General features: G+C 71.5%; 16 protein-coding genes. 13 read left to right on the top strand and 3 right to left on the bottom strand.

The window, feature by feature from the left end; genetic code table 11:
* Positions 1 to 30: 30 nt before the first annotated feature.
* Entirely contained in the window at positions 31 to 636 is a 606-nt protein-coding gene (locus ACGFZS_RS12630; protein WP_393795077.1) for a TetR/AcrR family transcriptional regulator, read from the top strand.
* A 250-nt stretch (positions 637 to 886) separates the two neighbouring features.
* Here the strand turns inward: ACGFZS_RS12630 and ACGFZS_RS12625 are convergent, their stop codons facing one another.
* Entirely contained in the window at positions 887 to 1,651 is a 765-nt protein-coding gene (locus ACGFZS_RS12625; RefSeq protein WP_393795076.1) for an SDR family NAD(P)-dependent oxidoreductase, read from the bottom strand.
* A gap of 149 nt (positions 1,652 to 1,800) precedes the next feature.
* On the opposite strand from ACGFZS_RS12625, the gene ACGFZS_RS12620 reads away from it, so the two are divergent.
* The 12 genes from ACGFZS_RS12620 to ACGFZS_RS12565 all read left to right on the top strand — a co-directional run bounded on the left by ACGFZS_RS12620 (position 1,801) and on the right by ACGFZS_RS12565 (position 16,533).
* Entirely contained in the window at positions 1,801 to 2,451 is a 651-nt protein-coding gene (locus ACGFZS_RS12620; protein WP_393795075.1) for a nucleotidyltransferase domain-containing protein, read from the top strand.
* A 284-nt stretch (positions 2,452 to 2,735) separates the two neighbouring features.
* On the top strand, positions 2,736 to 3,080 hold the full coding sequence (locus tag ACGFZS_RS12615) for a hypothetical protein (RefSeq protein WP_355715568.1): 345 nt from the start codon (positions 2,736 to 2,738) through the stop codon (positions 3,078 to 3,080).
* 152 nt (positions 3,081 to 3,232) lie between these two features.
* On the top strand, positions 3,233 to 4,294 hold the full coding sequence (pstC, locus tag ACGFZS_RS12610) for a phosphate ABC transporter permease subunit PstC (RefSeq protein WP_393795074.1): 1,062 nt from the start codon (positions 3,233 to 3,235) through the stop codon (positions 4,292 to 4,294).
* A gap of 75 nt (positions 4,295 to 4,369) precedes the next feature.
* Positions 4,370 to 5,629: a phosphate ABC transporter permease PstA gene (gene pstA, locus ACGFZS_RS12605; RefSeq protein ID WP_393795073.1), complete on the top strand. Its 1,260-nt coding sequence runs from the start codon at positions 4,370 to 4,372 to the stop codon at positions 5,627 to 5,629.
* Positions 5,626 to 7,338, top strand: a complete 1,713-nt coding sequence (gene pstS, locus ACGFZS_RS12600; protein ID WP_393795072.1) for a phosphate ABC transporter substrate-binding protein PstS — start codon at positions 5,626 to 5,628, stop codon at positions 7,336 to 7,338. The genes pstA and pstS overlap by 4 nt, the downstream gene beginning before the upstream one ends.
* Positions 7,338 to 9,824 carry a hypothetical protein gene (locus tag ACGFZS_RS12595; RefSeq protein WP_393795071.1) on the top strand — a complete coding sequence of 829 codons (2,487 nt, stop codon included), beginning with the start codon at positions 7,338 to 7,340 and terminating at the stop codon, positions 9,822 to 9,824. Before pstS ends, ACGFZS_RS12595 begins: the two co-directional genes overlap by 1 nt.
* Positions 9,821 to 10,795, top strand: a complete 975-nt coding sequence (locus ACGFZS_RS12590; protein ID WP_393795070.1) for a hypothetical protein — start codon at positions 9,821 to 9,823, stop codon at positions 10,793 to 10,795. Before ACGFZS_RS12595 ends, ACGFZS_RS12590 begins: the two co-directional genes overlap by 4 nt.
* A gap of 255 nt (positions 10,796 to 11,050) precedes the next feature.
* Positions 11,051 to 12,034, top strand: a complete 984-nt coding sequence (locus ACGFZS_RS12585) for a substrate-binding domain-containing protein (RefSeq protein WP_393795069.1) — start codon at positions 11,051 to 11,053, stop codon at positions 12,032 to 12,034.
* A 104-nt stretch (positions 12,035 to 12,138) separates the two neighbouring features.
* Complete coding sequence (locus tag ACGFZS_RS12580) at positions 12,139 to 13,815, top strand: Ig-like domain-containing protein (protein ID WP_393795068.1); 1,677 nt, start codon at positions 12,139 to 12,141, stop codon at positions 13,813 to 13,815.
* A 106-nt stretch (positions 13,816 to 13,921) separates the two neighbouring features.
* Positions 13,922 to 14,881 carry a sortase gene (locus tag ACGFZS_RS12575; protein ID WP_393795067.1) on the top strand — a complete coding sequence of 320 codons (960 nt, stop codon included), beginning with the start codon at positions 13,922 to 13,924 and terminating at the stop codon, positions 14,879 to 14,881.
* Positions 14,882 to 14,926: 45 nt separating this feature from the next.
* A complete protein-coding gene (locus ACGFZS_RS12570; protein WP_393795066.1) occupies positions 14,927 to 15,787 on the top strand; it encodes a phosphate ABC transporter ATP-binding protein in 861 nt (286 codons plus the stop codon).
* A gap of 419 nt (positions 15,788 to 16,206) precedes the next feature.
* Entirely contained in the window at positions 16,207 to 16,533 is a 327-nt protein-coding gene (locus tag ACGFZS_RS12565) for a hypothetical protein (RefSeq protein WP_393663662.1), read from the top strand.
* Between the two features lie 9 nt (positions 16,534 to 16,542).
* On the opposite strand, the gene ACGFZS_RS12560 is transcribed toward ACGFZS_RS12565, so the two are convergent.
* Together ACGFZS_RS12560 and ACGFZS_RS12555 are read right to left on the bottom strand one after the other, a co-directional pair.
* The gene (locus ACGFZS_RS12560) at positions 16,543 to 17,739 is read right to left on the bottom strand and encodes a hypothetical protein (protein WP_393795065.1); all 1,197 of its coding nucleotides are present in this window, start codon (positions 17,737 to 17,739) and stop codon (positions 16,543 to 16,545) included.
* 194 nt (positions 17,740 to 17,933) lie between these two features.
* Entirely contained in the window at positions 17,934 to 19,565 is a 1,632-nt protein-coding gene (locus ACGFZS_RS12555) for a phospho-sugar mutase (RefSeq protein ID WP_393795064.1), read from the bottom strand.
* Positions 19,566 to 19,894: the final 329 nt, after the last annotated feature.

Below are 19,894 nucleotides of genomic sequence, written 5' to 3'. Positions count from 1 at the left end.
CCGCACAGTCCACTCCGTGGAGGTCGGCCGATGCGCAAGGAACTGACGGCCAAGGGCAGGGCCACCCGGCGCCGGATCGTCGAGGGGGCCGCCGAGGTCCTGCGGGAGCGGGGCGTCGGGACGGTCACCCTGGACGACGTCATGGCGCGCACCGGCAGCAGCAAGAGCCAGCTCTTCCACTACTTCCCGGCCGGCAAGGACCAACTGCTGCTCGCCGTCGCGGAGTTCGAGGCGGAGCAGGTGCTGGAGGACCAGCAGCCGTATCTGGGCCGCCTGGAGTCCTGGGCGGACTGGGAGCGGTGGCGGGACGTGGTGGTCGCGCGGTACGAGGAACAGGGGGACACCTGTCCGCTCGGGTCGCTCTTCCTCCAGGTCGGCCGGTCGACACCGGGGGCGCGGGCGATCGTGGTCGGGCTGCTGCGGCAGTGGCAGGAGAGCCTGGCGGCGGGCATCCGCGCGGTGCGCGCGAGCACCGGCCCGGGGACCGAGGTGGACATCGACGCACGGGCCGCCGCCCTGCTCGCCGCGATCCAGGGCGGGGTGTCCATCCTGCTGTCGACCGGCGACTCCGCCCACCTCCGCGCCGCCCTCGACCAGGGGATCGCGGACCTGCGGCGCGACCTGACGCCGACCTGACGCCGGCGGGGCGCGGCCAGGGCCTGTCCGGCGGATCAGGTCGGAGGAAAGCAGCGGCGCCTCATCAGCGCACGTGAGCGGGGTCTGGTGCGTCCGGCTGCAAGGCGGAGGAGGGCGTCGACGCGGTGGGGGCACCTCCCGGCCGAAGGCTGGGGGACGTCGGCAGCCGACGACAACGCCGCTGGGGGTACCCCCTCCGGGGGAGTGCGTGCCGGACCCCGCGTCTCCGGCATGATCCGCCGGACAGGCCCTAGGCGGCGACGACCGCAGCCGTCGTACGGCCGCCGTCCACGTCGAGCACGACCCCGTGCACGAAGGACGACTCGTCGGCCACGAGATACACGGCCGCGCTCGCGATCTCCTCCGGTGTGCCCATCCGGCCCGCGGGTGTCCCCTTCATCATGGCCTCGGCGATCCCGGCGTCCTCGGCGCCGGCCGGCAGCACCACGCCCGGGGAGATCGCGTTCACCCGCACGCCCCGGGGCCCGAACTCCGCCGCCCAGGCGCGGGTGAGCGTCTCCATCGCCCCCTTGGTGGAGCTGTACAGCGCGCCGACGGGGATGCCGAGGCGGGCGATCCAGGACCCCAGGTTGACGATCGCCCCGCCGCCGGCCTCCGCCATGACGGGTGCCACGGCCGCCGTCAGGAAGAACGGGGCCTTGACGTTGACCGCGTACACCTCGTCGAAGGTCTTCTCGTCGGTGGCGGCGGTGGCGTCTCCCGGGTAGATGCCCGCGTTGTTGACGAGCACGTCGATACGGCCGCCCAGCGCCCGGGCCGCCTCCTCGGCCAGCGCCCGCGAGGCGTCCGCGCTGCCGTCCAGGTCCGCCCGGACGAAGTCGGCACGTCCGCCGAGCGCCCGGATCCCGTCCACCACCTCCGTACCGCGCCCGGCGCTGCGCCCCGAGACGACGACATGCGCCCCCTCCGCCGCGAACGCCTCCGCGATCGCCCGCCCGATGTTGCTGGTCGCACCCGTCACGAGCGCGGTCTTTCCCGCCAGTCGCATGGCCATGATCAGATCTCCGTCGCACTTGGTTTCCCGTCGGGTGCGGACCACTGTGCGCCGAGGAAAATGGACCGGCAAGTCCAGAAACGGGGTGCCTGACGGGGTGCCTGACGGGGTGCCTGCCCGGGAGCCCGCAGGGGGGCTACGGTGCTTCGATGACCGATGCCTCGACGCCTGGCGGTGTGGTTCTCGGCGCGGACGAACTCGCTGCCCGATGGGCGGACGCCTGGCGGCCGGAGCGGGTCGCGGAGCGGCTGGAGGGGGTCGGGACGCCCTGGTGTGTCGCGGCGGGGTGGGCGCTGGACCTGTTCCGCGGCGAGGAGTCGCGGCGCCACGGTGATCTGGAGATCGCGGTGCCCGCGGCGGGGTTCGCGGAGGTGCGGAACCGCTTTCGTGCGTACGCCTTCGACGCGGTGGGCTCGGGGCGGATCTGGGCGGACGCGGGGGCCGGGGAACTCGCGGCCACCCACCAGACCTGGGTGCGGGATCCGGCGAGCGGCCGGTTCCTCTTCGACGTCTTCCGCGAGCCGCACGAGGGCGGGACCTGGATCTGCCGGCGGGACGAGAGCCTGCGGCTGCCGTACGACGCGGTCGTCGAACACACGGCGGACGGCATTCCCTACCTGGTACCGGAGTTGGTGCTGCTGTTCAAGGCGCAGGGGACGCGGCCCAAGGACCAGGCCGACTTCGACGGGGTGCTGCCGCTGCTGGGCGGGGCGCGGCGCGCGGCCCTCGGCGGGTGGCTGCGGCGCGTACATCCAGGGCACCCCTGGCTGGGGGCACTGGCGAGCCCGGCGGGGCGCTGACAGGGCGGCCGCCGGATGCCGGGCGCCCCAATTGGCAACGTTGTCCCGGTCCGGGTGGGAGCGCTTTCCCTGTGTCTTGCCTACGGGTTACCTAGGGGATACCTCTACATGAAGCGTGGCCTCGGCAGTCAGTTTTGTCCGGGCGTCGCCACCGACGCCTCAGTAGATTGCTGGTGCCGCCCCGGAGTGCCGTACCTGCGGATTTTACTTACCTATTGGGCGGTGGGGGTGGGGACATGGAGCGGTCCGAGAGGGCGGCAAGACCTGCCGCTGGGGCGACGGGCATGAGATGCCAGGTGGACATCGACGGGCAGGGCAGGTTCGGCTGGCGCCTGGTGGCGCCGAACGGGAGATCGGTGGCGGTCTCGCTCACCGCGCACGACAGCCATGCCCGATGCCGCGCCGCGTTCCACCGCATGTGCGCGTTGCACTCCCGAACGGGGGGCGGAGTGCAGCACGGCTCGGACGGGGGCGGCTGGGTGTGGGTGGTCTGGGACGACTCCGGCCGTCATCTGGCCGGTTCGGCGCGGACCTACGAGCGGCATGCGACCTGCCGTGCGTCCTACGACCGGTTCCGCGCGATGATCGCCGAACTGGTATATGCCGGGCCCGAGTTATGGGGCGAGTGAGCCGCGGCTGATCCGCACGTCAACCGGGCCTGGAGAGGCCCTGGTTGGGGGTGAGGTGTGCCTGTGCGGCGGGGGCCGATGTTGCCCTTAGGGAACCTGTAGTTCACACCTCAGGATGTGCATGTCAACCGATGACACGGAGTGTCGGGACCGTGCCTTCGCTGAGAAGAACCAGACAGCCGCAGCCCGTGATCGCGGGCGTCGGCTCCGTCGACGCCGGAGCCGACGTCGGCGAACCCGACGTACGCCGACGCCTGTACGCCGATCCCGGGCTGCCCGACCGGGTGTTCCGCACGGTGCTGCGCTCCGGCGGCGGTGCCGTGCTGGCCGTGATGCTGCTCGTGGGCGGATTCCTGCTCTACCGGGCGTGGCTGGCCCTGGACCGGGTCGGCTGGGCGTTCCTGACCACCGCCGAATGGGCCCCGGACCAGGGGCGGTTCGGCATCAAGGCGGTGCTCGTCGGCACCGTGCTGATCGCGACCGTCGCGGTCCTGGTGGCCGTACCGCTGGCCACCGGCGCGGCGCTGTACATCTCCGAGTACGCCTCGCCACGGCTGCGCCGGACCCTCATCAGCGTCGTCGACCTGATGGCCGCGGTGCCCTCGGTGGTCTACGGGCTGTGGGGCCTGTTCTTCCTCCAGGACAAGGTCCTGCCCACGGCCCGCTGGATCTCCACCTACTTCGGCTGGATCCCCGTCTTCGACGTGCAGGGCGCCAGCCCCAGCGATCCGCTCGCGCCCGAGAGCATCTACACGTCCTCGACCTTCATCGCCGGACTGGTCGTGGGGATGATGATCGCGCCCATCATCTGCTCCATCATGCGCGAGGTCTTCTCGCAGGCGCCCGCCGGTGAGCGCGAGGGCGCCTACGCGCTCGGCGCGACCCGCTGGGGCATGATCCGCAGCGTCGTCCTGCCCTTCGGGCGCGGCGGAATGATCGGCGGCACGATGCTCGGGCTCGGCCGCGCGCTCGGCGAGACCATCGCCATCTTCATGATCATCTCCGTCACCTTCAACGTGCAGTGGCACATCCTGCAGGCCGGCACCAGCTCGGTCTCCTCGCTGATCGCCCTGTACTACGGAGAGGCCAGCAAGTTCAGCATGTCCGCGCTGATGGCAGCCGGTTTCGCGCTGTTCGTCATGACGCTGATCGTCAACTTCGCGGCCTCGTCCATCGTCGCCCGCTCCCGCTCGGGCGCGGCCAGCGACGCCTGATGAGCCCTTCCTCCCCGGTATCGCCAACCCCCCACGGCGCCCGCAGTCCCTTACGCCATACAGGAATGAGCGACCATGACCGTTGCCCCTGAAGCGCCCGGCGCGCGTCAGGCGACCGGACGCCCGGGCACCACGCTGCCGGGCCCGGCCCGCGGCGCCGACCCGGCCGGTGAGCGCCGCCGCGCCCTGACGCAGCTGCATGCCACCGACGTGTACGCCATGCTCGGTGCGGCCGCCTCCGCGCTCTCGCTGACCTGGCTGCTGTTCCACTGGCTGCTGCCGTTCAACGGCGCCGTCGGCTTCGTCGTCATCGCGTACTGCCTCTTCCTGCTGGTCTACGCCCTGCTGGTCTCCTTCGACGAGGACGGGCCCGCGATCGTCGACCGGATCATGGCGGCGATCGTGCGGTCGATGGGTCTGCTGCTCGTGGTGATCCTCGTCTTCGTCGTGTTCTACGCGCTCGTCCAGGGCCGCAAGGCGCTGACGCACCTGAACTTCTTCACCCAGAGCATGGAGCTGGCCGGCCCGCTGGAGCCGCTCAGCGTGGGCGGCGCCCTGCACGCGGCGGCCGGCACCCTGATCATGATCACCATCGCGCTGCTGATCACCGTGCCGGCCGGGCTGGTCTGCGCGGTCTTCCTCAGCGAGGTCCCCGGTCCCTACGCCCGGTTCGTGCGGACCATCGTCGAGGCGATGACAGCGTTGCCGTCGGTCGTCGCCGGTCTGTTCATCTACGCCACCGTGATCCTGGGCCTGGGCCTGGACCAGTCCGGCCTCGCCGCCGGCCTCGCCCTCTCGGTGATGATGCTGCCGATCATCATCAGGGCCGCCGACGTCGTCATCCGGCTGGTCCCCGGCACCCTGCGCGAGGCCAGCTACGCGATGGGCACGAGCCGCTGGCGCACCGTCTGGCACGTGGTGCTGCCGACCTGCCGCTCGGGACTGACCACCGCCGTCATCCTCGGCACCGCGCGCGGCATCGGCGAGACCTCCCCGGTCCTGCTCACCGCGGGCTTCACCAACGAACTCAACCTCAACCCCTTCCACGACCCGATGGTCTCGCTGCCGCTGGTCACCTTCGAGTTCGTCAAGTCGCCCGAGCCGAACATGATCTCGCGCGGCTTCGGTACGGCGGCGCTGCTCATGGCGCTGGTGCTGCTGCTGTTCGTCGCCGCCCGCATCGTCGGCGGCCGGGGCCCCGGCCATCTCACGCGCCGTCAGGAACACCGGCGCGTCCTCGCGTCCCGGCGTGACGCGCGTCGATTCGCCGTGCGCCGCCCGACGGCCGACCTCGTCTCCACCCCTGTCGCATCCGATTCCGGGAGTTCGTCGTGAAACCCGCCACTCGTTTCCGTCTGGCGGCCACCGCGCTGTCACTGGTGTCCCTGCTGGGCGCCCTGTTCGCCGTCCAGCCGCAGCCCGCCGCCGCGGCCTCCTACGCCAAGATCACCGGTTCCGGTTCGACCTGGAGCTCCAACGCGGTCCAGCAGTGGGTCCGCAACGTCAAGGCCAACTACGGCATGACGGTCAACTTCACCGCCAACGGCTCCTCCCAGGGCCGTGAGCAGTTCAAGAACAACACCGTCGACTTCGCGGTCTCCGAGATCCCCTACGGCCTGAAGGAACAGGGCGTCACGGAGACCCCGCCGAGCCGCGGCTACGCCTACATGCCGATCGTGGCCGGTGGCACGGCGTTCATGTACAACCTCAAGATCAACGGCAAGATGGTGACCAACCTGCGCCTGTCCGGCGAAGTCGTCACCAAGATCTTCACCGGGAAGATCACCCGCTGGAACGACCCCGCGATCGTCGCGGACAACCCGGGCCTGAACATGCCGGCCCGGACGATCGTCCCGGTTGTCCGCTCCGACGGCTCCGGCACCAGCGCCCAGTTCACCATGTGGATGTCGAAGCAGTACGGCTCCCTGTGGGCCGACTACTGCTCGCGCACCGGCCGCGGCAGCGGCAACTGCGGCATGACCTCCAACTACCCGCTGCTCAGCGGCTCCGCGATGATCGCCAAGTCCACCTCGCTCGGCGTCTCCGGTCACGTCCGCCAGCCCTCCGGCGAGGGCGCCATCACCTACGTCGAGTACTCCTACGCCAAGAACACCGGCTTCCCGGTGGCCAAGGTGCTCAACAAGGACGGCTACTACGTGGAGCCGACGGCCGCGAGCGTCGCGGTCGCGCTGACCAAGGCCGAGATCAACGAGAACAAGTCGTCGGTCAACTACCTCACCCAGATCCTCGACGGCGTCTACACCAACGCCGACGCCCGCACCTACCCGCTGTCCAGCTACAGCTACATGATCCTGCCGACGAAGGTGGAGTCCGGCTTCACCGCGGCCAAGGGCAACTCGCTGGGCACGTTCGGCCGTTACTTCCTCTGCGACGGCCAGCAGCAGGCCGACGACCTCGGCTACTCGCCGCTGCCGAAGAACCTCGTGGAGGCCGGCTTCGACCAGCTCCGCAAGGTCCCCGGCGCGCCCACCGGCAGCATCAACATCAACAACTGCCGCAACCCCACCTTCTCCGGCGGGGTCAACACCCTGACCAAGAACGCGCCCTACCCCAAGTCCTGCGACAAGAAGGGGCCGACGCAGTGCACCACCGGCACGGCCGGCGCCGCGGGCACCGACACCCCGGTGAAGCCGGGCGCGACGGGCGGTAACTCCTCCGGCGGCTCCGGCTCGTCGTCCGGCGGCTCGTCCTCCGGCGGTTCCTCCGCCACGGGCGGCAGCGGCACCGGCGGTACGGACACCAACGGCGACGGCAAGCCCGACGCGAGCGCCAGTGCCGCCGCCGGCGGTACCTCGGGGGGCACCGTCGACCCCGACACCGGCGAGGTGGTCAGCGGCGACGGAGCGAGCACCGGCGACACGAACGTGGCCGCCAACCCCGTCGCCCTCGCCTCCGACAACGGCCTCGGGATGCGCGGCGCCCTGATGGCCCTGTCCGCCGTCCTGCTCGTCGCGGTGGTCGTGGGGCCACCGCTCACCGCGCGGCTGCTCGCGGGACGTTCGCGCCGTAAGGGAGAGCTGTGATGAGACGGACGACGACGGTACGGATGTCACCCGGCCGGCGCCGACGGGTGACCGCGGGAGTGGGCTGCCTGCTGTCCGCGGTGGTGCTGGCGGTGCTGCCGCTGCCCCGGGGCGTGGACCAGGCGCAGGCGGCCACGACCGAGAGCTCGGCGGTGACCAAGAGCGGGACGAAGGCGGCGAACGGTGACGACTTCTCCCAGCTCAAGGTCACGGTGCATCAGACGGAGGACCTGACCGGGCAGGGCGTGCGGGTGACGTGGACGGGCGGGGATCCGTCCAAGAACACGTACTCGGACTTCCTGTCGGTCATGCAGTGCTGGGGCGACGAGGACTCCGGGCCGGACCGCACGCAGTGCGAGTACGGGCTGGCGTCGGGCGCACAGGCCGCGAACGGCCGGTACGTCTTCCAGGCGCAGGGCACCTCTTCGGTCGGTGACCCGCTGGAGACCGGGTCCTCCTCGACCCCGGTCGACAAGAGCGGCGACCACTACGTGCCGTTCCAGCCGGTCGAGGGCCAGGGAAGCGCCACCACGGCCGGCACGGACACCACGTATTTCACGGACGGGGACACCAACGCCGTCGCGTTCCTGCCGAACGACGGTGATGGCGGTGGCGACATCTCCTTCGAGGTGAAGTCGGCAGTGGAGCAACCCGCCCTGGGCTGCGGTGCCCGCACCACATCGGCGGGCGAGATCCAGCCGTGCTGGCTGGTGGTGGTGCCCCACGGCACCCACGACCCCAACGGGAGCACACACGGCGGCGGCAACATCGTCGCCTCCTCGCTCAGTCAGTCGAACTGGGACCAGCGCATCGTCTTCCGGCTCGGCTTCGCCCCGGTCACCGACAACTGCGACCCGGACAAGCCCGAGCGCGGAATCATGGGCTCGGAACTGGCCACCGACGCCATCACGTCGTGGCAGAGCGCGCTGTGCAAGACCGGCACCTATCGGTTCAGCTTCACCCAGTCCGGTGAGGGGCAGGCCAGGGACGCCGTGACCTCGGGCGACTCGGTGGCGGGTCTCGCCATGACAGTCGATCCCGTGGAGCCGGTCGACGGGGCGGCACAGGTGGTTCACGCTCCTGTCGCCGTCACCGGTCTGACGATCGGGTTCGTCTGGATGTACAGCACCCAGGACAACGGGAGTCTGCCGCTGACGGAGCTCAAGCTGAACCAGAGGCTGCTGGCCAAGGTGCTCACGCAGTCCTACCCCTACAGCGTGGTCCAGCCGCTGGACGGAGCTCCCGATTACCTGTCGGGCAATCCGCTTTCCCTCGTCAAGGACCCGGAATTCCTCAAGCTGAATCCCGGGCTTGACGGGCAGGCGGCCGTGAACAGCCCATTGGGTCTGGCCGTCACCCTGGACAACACCGACTCCGCGCGTCTGGTGTGGAAATACATATTGGCGGACAGTGATGCCAAGGACTTCGTCGACGGGAAGCCCGATCCCTGGGGGATGAAGATCAACCCCGCGTACAAGGACGGGGCGATATCGGATTCCCTGGACTTCTTCCCCAAGGCGGATCTCACACCGACGCAGGTCGTCTGTGCGGCCGGCAATGTGACGCGCAGTCCGCAGGACGTGGTCCCCTATGCCAACGACATGCATGACGCGGCGCTGAAGGTGCGCCGTGGCTCCATCGGAACCGCGTACACATGTGCGCAGGGCGATCCCCTGCCGAGACTGACGGCGGAAGCCCGTCCGCTTCCCACGCAACAGCGTCAGTTCGGCGTCGTCGACAACGCGTCCGCCACGCGTTACCAGCTGGGCGCCGCCGCGTTGCCGAACGCCGACGGGGAGTACGTCAAGCCGACGAACGCCTCCCTGCTCAAGGCCGTTTCCGAGATGCCCGACTCCGACGTGGCGGGCGTCAAGGCCCCCGACCCCGGCAAGATGAAGAACGGCGCCTACCCGCTGACCGCCGTCGTCTACGCGGCCTCCTCCCTCGACCAGGCCAAGGACGCCCGCCAGGACTACGCCAAGGTGATGCGCTACGCGGCCGCGGCCGGGCAGACCCAGGGCACCGCGAAGGGCGAACTGCCTTACGGCTACGCCCCGTTGCCCCAGGCCATGCGCACGCAGGCGGAGCAGGCCGCGGACCGGCTGGAGAAGGGCGTACCGGACGCCGGCGAGTCGTCCGACGGCACGTCCTCAGGGGGCGGCGACCTGAGCGGCACCGGAAGCGGCGGCGCGGCCGGCGGAAGCGCGGCCGGCGGCACCGGCACCGGCGGTGACTCCGCCGGAACGTCGGGCGCCGCGACCGGCGGCGCCTCGGACACCGCCCGGCCCTCCGCCGCCCCGAGCGAGACCGACCCGGCCCAGCAGAACGTGGCCCAGTCCGGCGGCTCCACCCCCGCGGAGGTCCTCGGGCTCATCCGCTGGGTGCTGCTCGGCGTCCTCGTCGCCGGCGGAGTGGCGGCCCTCGCCGGGCCGGTGATGCTGCGGCTGTCGGTACGCAGGGCGACCCACGGAGGAGGAGCCGAATGAACGTCAAGTCCCGCCTGAGCAGGAGCCTGGGCGTCGCCGCGGCGGCGCTGGCGCTGAGTCTGGGGGCCCTGGCCGCGCCCGCGTCCGCGGACCCGGACCCGCTCGTCGACTACCGCCAGCTGGCCGGGGTCGGCGCCGACACGACCCAGGACATCATGAACGCCCTGGGCACCGAGATCACGAACGGCAGCGGCAAGGTCATCGCCTCGTGGAACGCGACCGGCTTCTCCGTGATCAAGACCAAGCCGACCGGCTGTGAGTTCGCCCGCCCCGACGGTTCCGGGGCCGGCATCGCCGCCCTGAAGGACGCCGTGGGCGGCGGCACCGGCTGTGTGGACTTCGCCCGCTCCACCCGTGGCCCGGTCGACCTTTCCGGTCCGGACCTGACGTTCATCCCGTTCGCCGAGGACGCCCTGTCCTGGGCGAAGCGCTCGGACAGCCCGCTTCCCGACAACCTGACGATCCTGCAGCTCCATGACATCTACTCATGCACCCTGACGTCGCTGAACGGCGTCCCGCTCACTCCGATCCTGCCGCTGAGCGTCCCCGAGGAGCTCAGATTCCTCACCTTCATCGGCGTGCGGACCCCGGGCCCCTGCGTCACCATGGGGCGCCAGATCCAGGAGAACAACGGCTGGGAGCTGCTCGGCGCGGGCGACATCATGCCGTACTCCGCGGCCCAGTACCTCGAACAGATATTGGCCATCGTGGACGACCGCCACGGGGAGGCGGTGCTCGGCGACATCGAAGGTGTCGCGCCCTGGACCCAGGACTACACACTGAACGCGGCCTTCCCCTTCGTGCACGACGTCTACAACGTCGTCCCGACCGCCAGGCTGTTCGGTCCCGGGTACGTGGAAACCTTCGTGGGCCAGGCCTCGTACGTCTGCGCGCACACCCAGATGATCCGCGATTTCGCCTTCCTGCCCATCAGCAACTGCGGCCGGATCGACATCAGGGGCGAACTGTGAACTCCCTGCTGTAGTCGACGGATTCCGATTCCCGGGGTCCATTCAGACCCCGGGAATTCGCGTACCACTCGGTGAACTCCCTTGGATTCACCTAGGTAAGAGATTCGTAACCTGAAGACCGGCTGGATTTTGTGGCCGCTGGTTCGAGTCTGCGGAATTGTTCTGCGTGGCCGGCCGACGGGTCGGTGGCGAAAAAAGAATCCGGATTTGCTTGCACGTCCATTGCTCGATCCGTTTCAACGGAGGAGAAATCAAGTGAACGTCAAGTCCCGCGTGCGTATCGGTGCCGCCGTCGGTACGGTCGCCCTGGGCCTGGGTGCCCTGGCCGCTCCCGCCGCCTACGCCGACCCGAGCTCGGCCACCGACTACCGTCAGCTGGCCGGTGTCGGTTCCGACACGACCCAGGACGTGATGAACGCTCTGGGCAACGCGATCACGAACAGCAACGGCAAGGTCATCGCCTCGTGGAACGCCACCGGCACCTCCACGATCACGACCAAGGCCACCGGCAGCTGCACGATCAACCGCCCCGACGGCTCCGGCGCCGGCATCACCGCGCTGAACACCGCCCTGGACGGCAGCACCGGCTGTGTGGACTTCGCCCGCTCCTCGCGTGGCCCGAACAACACCACCACCACGGACCTGACCTTCATCCCGTACGCCAAGGACGCGGTGTCCTGGGTGAAGCAGGACGGCAGCGCGCTGCCCGACAACCTGACGACCGCCCAGCTCCAGGCGATCTACACCTGCAGCCTGACCACGCTCAACGGTGTCGCGCTCACCCCGATCCTGCCGCAGTCGGCCTCCGGCACCCGCGCCTTCTTCCTCAGCTCCATCGGCGTGACCACCCCCGGCTCCTGCGTCACCTCGAACTCCACCATCCAGGAGAACGACGGCTCGGTCATCGACAGCGCGGGCGACATCTTCCCGTACTCCGTGGCCCAGTACACCGCTCAGGAGACCTCCGTGGTGGACGACCGCCGCGGTGACGCCGTGCTCGGCTCCGTCGACGGCCAGGGCCCGCGGAACGAGGACGACCTGTCCCTGAACCTCTCCTTCCCCTACCTCCGGAACGTCTACAACGTCGTCCCGACCGCCAAGCTGTCGGACACGCTGATCGCGGACACCTTCGTGGGCACCGGCTCCAAGGTCTGCGCGAACACCACCACCATCACCGACTACGGCTTCGGCACCCTCGGCAGCGACTGCGGCAGCACCACCCTCAAGGGCGAGAGCTGATCACCGTCCCATAGCCGCACAACGGCCGGGCACCCCATGGGTGTCCGGCCCTGTCGGCGTATTCATCCACAACCCGGACCCAGACCCCGCGGGGGGACCACCACATGAATCACCGTCTCGCACAACTCAGATCACCCGTAGCGCTGTTGACGGCCTGCGCGCTGATCTGCGCCGCCCTGGCCGGGGTCCTCGCCTTCTCGGGCCGGGCCCATGCCGCCACCCAGCTCGGCAAGTTCACGATCACGCCCACCACGGGCAGCATCTCGACCTACCCCATGATCACGTCGGTGACGACGACCGCCGGCTGCCCGGACGACACCGTCGGCAAGGCGGCCATCCTCAAGGTGTTCAACCCCACCAGCGACACCACGCAGGGCACCCTCGGCCAGGGCGCCACCAAGATCGTCGCCGGTACGGCTCCCTTCACGATGGACATCACCACCCTGGCCGCCGCGAAGAGCCTGGAGACGCGGCTGCGCACCTGGATCCCCGACGGATCCCTCGACGGCACCTACACCCTGGGTCTGGGCTGCGGCGGCGGCACCGACGTCCCGGTCTTCCTCGCCAAGGTCCGGGTCGCGGGCGACACCTGGACCCTGCTCGAACAGCAGGCCACGACGCTCGCGGTGAGCGCGGCCACCGACGTCGCCGTGGGCGGCGACCTCAAGCTCACCGCCACGGTGCTGCCCGCCGCGGCGGCCGGCTCCGTGGAGTTCAAGAACGGTGACATCTCGCTCGGCACGGCGCAGGTCACGAACGGCACGGCCGAACTCACGGTCAAGGCACCCGCCGTCGCGGGCTCCACCACCTACACCGCCGCGTTCACGCCCACCGACGCAGACGCCTACTCCGCCGCGGAGGCCAGCACGGGTGCCACGATCCTCTACGCCGTCTCCGCCAAGGACGCCGACGGCAAGGCCCTCGCCGACAAGCCCACCCTGGCCATCGGCCAGAAGGTGAAGGTCACCGTCCAGGGCTTCACGCCGGGCGACATCGCGAAGGTGGGTGTCTCCGGCAGCAACGCGACCTTCGCCGACGCGACCGCGAACGCCGACGGCACCATCGTGGACTACGCGTTCACCGTGCCCGACGCCCTGCCCAGCGACGAGCACAGCCTGTACTTCGAGGTCTCCTCCGCGAAGCGCGCGAACTACCAGTTCGTCAGCACCGACGCGGACACCTCCAGCCCCAGCCCCACCGAGAACCCCGACCTCACCGTCACCGACGAGGACGGCAACACCCTCGACACGAACCCGAGCCTCGAAGCCGGCCAGAAGGTGAAGATCACCGCCCGCGGCTACACCGCGAGCGCCGCGGTCAAGGTCACCCTCGCCGACAGCGACGCGACGTTCGACGACGCGAAGGCGGACTCCGACGGCACCGTGGAGAAGTACGCGTTCACGGTCCCCAAGGACATCGAGGACGGCGACCACACCCTGACCCTCGCCGAGGACAAGACCGACGGGCACAGCGTCGACTTCGCGTTCACGACAGGATCCGACGACTCCAGCGAGTCCCCCGAGCCCAGCGCCTCCGCCTCGGACTCCGGCGGCACGGACACGGGCGGTACCGGCAGCGGCGGCTCGGACACCGGCGGTTCCACCGGCGGGGACACCGGCGGCTCCGGCAGCGGCGGCGGCTCCATGGCCTCCACCGGCGCCCAGGTCGGCGCCATCGGCCTGGCCTCCCTCGCCTTCCTGTCCGCCGGTGGCGCACTCGTGCTCCACATGCGCCGCAAGGGCCTGCTGACCTTCGGCGGCGACACCCCGCAGCACCGCTGACCGACCGGCCGACGGGCCGGCCCGGGGGCACCCGCCGACGTGCCCCCGGGCCCGCCCGTCCCCGCAGGAACCCGTAGAGAACCCTCCGCTTCGAGGAGCGCACCCCGTGACCACCCTCGCCCCACCCTCGGCCGGCGCCCCGGCGCCCGCCGACGGACCGCCCGACCCGCCACCGCCGCCCGCCGCCGAACCGCGCCGGGAGACCCCGCGGCCCCCCGCCCGCCCCGGGCTCGCACTCGCCGGGGCGGCTCTGTGCGTTCTCGCCGCCGTACTCTTCGGCTTCGCCGCGAACCTGACGATCGTCGGCCACCTCCAGCACGCCCGCGACCAGCAGACCGCCTACGACGAACTGCGCAAGGAACTCGCCCTGGGCACCGCCCCCGTGGGCCAGCGCGACTACGAGGGCAAGCTGCTGAAGACCGGCGCGCCCGTCGCCCTGCTGCGCATCCCCGTCCTCGGTCTCAAGGAGGTCGTCGCCGAGGGCACCACCTCCGAGGTGCTGATGGCGGGACCCGGGCACCGCAGGGACACCCCGCTGCCCGGCCAGGCCGGCACCGCGGTGATCATGGGCCGCCAGTGGGGATACGGCAGCCCCTTCCACGACCTGCACCAACTGCCCGTCGGCAGCCGTATCGAGATCACCACCGGCCAGGACAAGTCGGTCTACGAGGTCACCGGCGTCCGCCGGGCAGGCGACGAACTGCCCGCGCCCGTCGCCGAGGGACAGGGCCGGCTCACCCTCATCACCGCGACCGGGGCGCCGTACACCCCGAGCGGGGTGCTCCGGGTCGACGCCAAGCTGGTCACCGCCGTGCAGCCCAACCCGCCGCGCGATCTGCGGGCGGGCTGGATCGCCGACTCCGAACAGGCCCTCGGCACCGACCCCGGCGCCTGGCTCGGCGTCTTCCTGTGGACCCAGGGCCTGCTGCTCGCCTCGCTGCTCGCGGTGATCGCCTTCCGCGTCTGGGGCCGCTGGCAGACCTGGATCTGCGCGGGCCCGCTGCTGCTCGCGCTGGGCCTCGCCGACTCCCAGTCCCTCACGGCACTGCTGCCGAACCTGCTCTGAACCCGCTACGAACCACCGGCCACCGCACGGAAGTTGACCAACCGAATGTCCGAGAACACCGATCTCGTCGACACCGTCGTCCAGCCGCCCGTCGAGAGCGTCCGCGACGGCGGACCCCGCTTCGGCGACGGCCCCGCGACCCTGCGCGCCGACGCCGTCTCCGCCTGGTTCGGCGACCACAAGGTCCTCGACCGGGTCTCGCTCACCATGCCCGCGCGCCAGGTCACCGCCCTCATCGGCCCCTCCGGCTGCGGCAAGTCGACCTTCCTGCGCATCCTCAACCGGATGCACGAACTGATCGGCTCGGCCTCGCTGGCCGGGCGGGTCCTCCTCGACGAGGCCGACATCTACGACCGCGGCCGGCGCATCACGCACGCCCGCCGCGAGATCGGCATGGTCTTCCAGAAGCCCAACCCCTTCCCGGCCATGTCGATCTACGACAACGTCGTCGCCGGACTCAAGCTCAACGCCATCAGGACCGGGCGCGACGGCAAGGACGACCTGGTCGAGGAGTGCCTCACCAAGGCGGGCCTGTGGAAGGAGGTCCGGGACCGGCTCCGCCAGCCCGGCGGCGCGCTCTCCGGCGGCCAGCAGCAGCGGCTGTGCATCGCGCGCTCGCTCGCGGTACGGCCGCGGGTGCTGCTGATGGACGAACCGTGCTCGGCGCTCGACCCGACCTCCACCCGCCGGATCGAGGAGACCATCCACGACCTCAAGGACGAGGTGACGATCGTCATCGTCACCCACAACATGCAGCAGGCCGTCCGCGTCTCCGACAACTGCGCCTTCTTCCTCGCCTCGCACGGCACGCCCGGGGTGATCGTGGAGCACGGCGACACCCATGCGATGTTCAACTCCCCCCAGGACGAGCGGACGTCGGATTATGTGAACGGGCGCTTCGGGTGACGGGGGTGGCCGCGGGGGCGGGGGCCGCGTGGTTCGCCGGGGCGCTGGCGGCGGTGCTGCTTCTCGCCGGGTGCGGGGCCGGGGGTGGGGCGCGGGTCTCGGGTACCGCTGGTCGGGTGGCGACGCCCTCGGTGCCGGTGACGCCGTCGCGGGCGGCTGCGTCGGCACCCGTCTCTGCTCCTGCCTCCCTCGCGCCGCCGGTACGCCGGGCGCCGCGGTCCGGCACGCCCCGTCCGTCGGCGAGCGCGGCCGGCCGGGTGCCCGGCCCGGACCTGTCCCGTCGGGTGCCGGTCACGTCGTCACGTCGTCCGGCCGCGAGTCCGCCGGTCCCGAAGGCCACGGGGGCCACGGAAGCCCCGGAGGCCGCGTCCGGTACCTCCACCGGTACCTCCATTCGGATCGGCACCTGGTCCGCGGGCGTGATCCGCGGCGGGCAGGACGAGGTCGACGCCTGCGAGGACGCCGTGCAGTGGGCGGGGCCCGCCATCGGCACCGAGGACGGCTACGAGATGCGGACCGTCGTGATCGTCGGTCACGACTACTGCGGGTTCGACCTGTTCGCCACGTTGCGCGTCGGCACCCGGGTGACCATCGGCACCCCGCGCGGCACCTGGAGCTACACCGTGTACGCCAACTACGTCACCCCGGGCCGCGGCGCCCCGGCCGCCGGGCTCTACTGGGGTGACCTCACCCTCCAGTCGTGCGTGGGGCCCGACACGGGGTTCAGTTATCTGGTGCGGGACTGAGGCAGGCGGTCAGGGGGCGCTCGGCCACACCAGGAGCATGTACGCACCGCAGTAGGCCGAGCCGGCCACTGCCGCCGTCAGCAGGAGCACGCGGGAACGGGTGGTGGCGCGGGCGAGATACCCGGCGAGCGGGAGCAGGAGGGGAAAGCCGGGGAGGAGGAAGCGGGCGCGCGGGAAGTAGACGCCGCCGCTCGCCACCACGATCAGCAGCAGGACCGCGCTGAACACCAGCAGCGGCACCGGCTGGCGGTCCGCCACCGAGAGCCCGAACAGGACGAGCGACACGACGATCGTGACGCTCACCAGGACCAGGAACAGCTCCGGCCGGGACTGCTGCCCGAACAGCTTGCGCAGCCACCGCAGGGTCTCCGCCCCGCCGTCCAGCTCGTTGTGCCACATCCGCTGTACGGCGAAGTAGCCGTCCCAGCGGCCGAGTCGGAGGCCCACCCAGCCGACGTACGCGCACCAGCCGAGGGGTGCCGTGAGGGCCGCCGCCAGGACGCGGGGGGAGAAACGGGCGCGGAGGGAGAGCAGTGCGGTGACCGTCACGGCGGCGGCCACGGCGATGCCGGTCGGCCGGGTGAGTCCGGCGAGGACCGAGGCCGTCGCGGCACAGAGCCAGCGTTCGGTCAGGACCGCGTAGAGGGACCATGCGGCGAACGCCGTGAAGAGGGACTCCGTGTAGCCCATCCACTGCACCAGGCCCACGGGGAACGCCGCCCACACCACGGTGAGCAGGACGCCGGTGCGGCGGCCGTGCAGGCGGTCGCCGACCGCGAACACGCCCCAGGCCGCGAACAGCGACGCCAGCCAGGCGAGGGCGAGTCCGGTGCTGGCCCGGGTGCCGGGGGTGACCACCGCCACGGCCTTGACCAGCAGGGGGTACAGCGGGAAGAACGCCAGGTTGTTGTGGTCGTAGGCGAGGCCCAGCGTGTGGGCGTACCCGTGGTCGGCGATGCCGAGGTACCAGCGGGAGTCCCACTGCGTCGCCAGCATCGGCCACACGCCGTGGTGGCGGCGGTGCGCCCAGACGGCGAGGAACGCCAGGCCGGTGAGGCGTACGGCGAGGTACGCGGCGAGGGCGGGGGCCGCGCGGCGCAGCGCGTGGCGCAGGGCGAGGCGGGGGGCGGCGGGGGTGGGGAGGCGGGGTCGTCGGGTGCCCGGGATGTGCCCGTGGGGGGCGGTGTCGGGGGCGGTCGGGGACACGGCGGCGGCTCCAGTACGACGGCTGCGGCGGGCGGTACCGGTGGGGGTACCGGTTCGGGCTACCGGATCACCGTTCCCCGGGAGCCGGGGCGGGGTGCGGTGGGTGGGGCGGTCGCCGCCGTGAAATCACCCGTAGGGGTGCCGCAGGGGTGGTGCCGCGGGGGTGCCCCTGGACGGAGGGGCACCCCTACGGGTCAGATGCCGGCCGCCGCCGACAGGTCGTGCTTGATCGCCGTGAGGAGGGCGGTGGCCTGCTCGCGGGCCTTGGGCAGGGCGTCATGGTCGGTCACGGGGACGACCACTTCCAGGTAGCACTTCAGCTTGGGCTCGGTGCCGCTGGGGCGGACGATGACCCGGGCGCCGGTGAGGGTGTAGCGGAGGCCGTCGGTGGGGGGCAGGGTGGCCGTGCCCCGGGTGAGGTCCTCGGCCCTGGTGACGGGGAGGCCCGCGAGTGCGGTGGGGGGCTGCTCGCGGAGGCGGCGCATGGCGGCCGCGATGAGGGAGAGATCCTGGACGCGGACCGAGAGCTGGTCGGTGGCGTGCAGGCCGTGCTCGACGGCGAGGTCGTCGAGGAGGTCGGGGAGGGTGCGCCCCTCCTCCTTGAGGACCGAGGCCAGTTCGGTGATCAGGAGGGCCGCGGTGATGCCGTCCTTGTCGCGGACGCCGTCGGGGTCGACGCAGTAGCCGAGGGCCTCCTCGTAGCCGTAGCGCAGGCCGTCGACGCGGGCGATCCACTTGAAGCCGGTGAGGGTCTCCTCGTAGGGGAGGCCCGCCTTCTCGGCGATACGGCCGAGGAGGGAGGAGGAGACGATCGACTCGGCGAACACGCCTCGCGCGCCGCGGCGGACCAGGTGGGCGGCGAGCAGGGAGCCGACCTCGTCGCCGCGGAGCATGCGCCACTCGCCGTCCTGCTGGACGGCGGCGGCGCAGCGGTCGGCGTCCGGGTCGTTGGCGATGATCAGGTCGGGGTCGGTCTCGCGGGCCTTCGCGAAGGCGAGGTCCATCGCGCCGGGCTCTTCCGGGTTGGGGAAGGCGACGGTGGGGAAGTCCGGGTCCGGGTCGGCCTGTTCGGCGACGAGGGCGGGGGCGGGGAAGCCGGCGCGGGCGAAGGCGGCGAGGAGGGTGTCCTTGCCGACGCCGTGCATGGCCGTGTAGACGGTGCGGGCGGTGCGGGGGGAGCCGGGGGACAGGACGGCGTCCGTGCGGGCCAGGTAGGCCTCCAGGACGGCGTCGTCGAGGGTTTCCCAGCCGGTGTCGGGGCGGGGGATGTCGTGCAGGGTTGCGATCGCTTCGATTTCGGCTGCGATCTCCGCGTCGGCGGGGGGCACGATCTGGGAGCCGTCGCCGAGGTAGACCTTGTAGCCGTTGTCGCGGGGCGGGTTGTGGCTGGCGGTGACCTCCACGCCGGCCACCGCGCCCAGGTGCCGTATGGCGAAGGCCAGGACCGGGGTGGGGAGGGGGCGGGGGAGGACGGCGGCGCGGAGGCCGGCGCCGGTCATGACCGCGGCGGTGTCGCGGGCGAAGTCGGCGGACTTGTGGCGGGCGTCGTAGCCGATCACGACGAGGCCGGTGCCCTGGCCCCGGGTCTTGAGGTAGGCGGCGAGACCGGCCGCGGCGCGGATCACCACGGCGCGGTTCATGCGCATCGGGCCGGCGCCGAGTTCGCCGCGGAGGCCGGCGGTGCCGAACTGGAGGGTGCCGCTGAAGCGGGCCGACAGTTCGGTGAGGTCGGCGGCGTCGATGAGCTTGGCCAGCTCGTCGCGGGTGTCCGGGTCGGGGTCCTCGGCGAGCCAGGTCCTGGCCCGGGCGATGAGATCGTCTTGCACGGTCGGGTCTCCAGGTCTCGTGTGGGTGCCTGCGGCGCCTGTGCGGCTTCGGTGGGGGCGGGTGCAGCGCCTACGGGGGGTGGGGGGTCGGGGGGGGGGGGGGGGGGGGGGGGGGGGGGGGGGGGGGGGGGGGGCGGGGCCGCCCGCCCGGGGGGGGGGGGGGGCGGGGCCCCGGGCGGGGGGGGTGTCCGTCCTCGGACCGGCGATGACGCATCTCGGATCGTGAACGACGATCTACGCCGGCCGCTGCGGGCGGACACCCCCCACCCCGTCCCCTTCCCGCCACGGGCGTCCGCGGCCCGTCAGGGGCGCGGGGAACTGCGCGACCA

The organism is Streptomyces sp. NPDC048288, assembly GCF_043201555.1.
In the GTDB taxonomy this organism is placed as follows: domain Bacteria; phylum Actinomycetota; class Actinomycetes; order Streptomycetales; family Streptomycetaceae; genus Streptomyces.
Note: the sequence above shows the minus strand (reverse complement) of the source record. Positions and strands in the feature narration are given on the sequence as shown.

What these genes read in the sequence shown, in the direction of transcription:
- ACGFZS_RS12630 (WP_393795077.1), top strand. Translation starts at nt 31, where the DNA reads ATGCGCAAGGAACTGACGGCCAAGGGCAGGGCCACCCGGCGCCGGATC.
- ACGFZS_RS12615 (WP_355715568.1), top strand. Translation starts at nt 2,736, where the DNA reads ATGAGATGCCAGGTGGACATCGACGGGCAGGGCAGGTTCGGCTGGCGC.
- pstA (WP_393795073.1), top strand. Translation starts at nt 4,370, where the DNA reads ATGACCGTTGCCCCTGAAGCGCCCGGCGCGCGTCAGGCGACCGGACGC.
- ACGFZS_RS12595 (WP_393795071.1), top strand. Translation starts at nt 7,338, where the DNA reads ATGAGACGGACGACGACGGTACGGATGTCACCCGGCCGGCGCCGACGG.
- ACGFZS_RS12580 (WP_393795068.1), top strand. Translation starts at nt 12,139, where the DNA reads ATGAATCACCGTCTCGCACAACTCAGATCACCCGTAGCGCTGTTGACG.
- ACGFZS_RS12590 (WP_393795070.1), top strand. Translation starts at nt 9,821, where the DNA reads ATGAACGTCAAGTCCCGCCTGAGCAGGAGCCTGGGCGTCGCCGCGGCG.
- ACGFZS_RS12625 (WP_393795076.1), bottom strand. Translation starts at nt 1,651, where the DNA reads ATGGCCATGCGACTGGCGGGAAAGACCGCGCTCGTGACGGGTGCGACC.
- ACGFZS_RS12620 (WP_393795075.1), top strand. Translation starts at nt 1,801, where the DNA reads ATGACCGATGCCTCGACGCCTGGCGGTGTGGTTCTCGGCGCGGACGAA.
- ACGFZS_RS12570 (WP_393795066.1), top strand. Translation starts at nt 14,927, where the DNA reads ATGTCCGAGAACACCGATCTCGTCGACACCGTCGTCCAGCCGCCCGTC.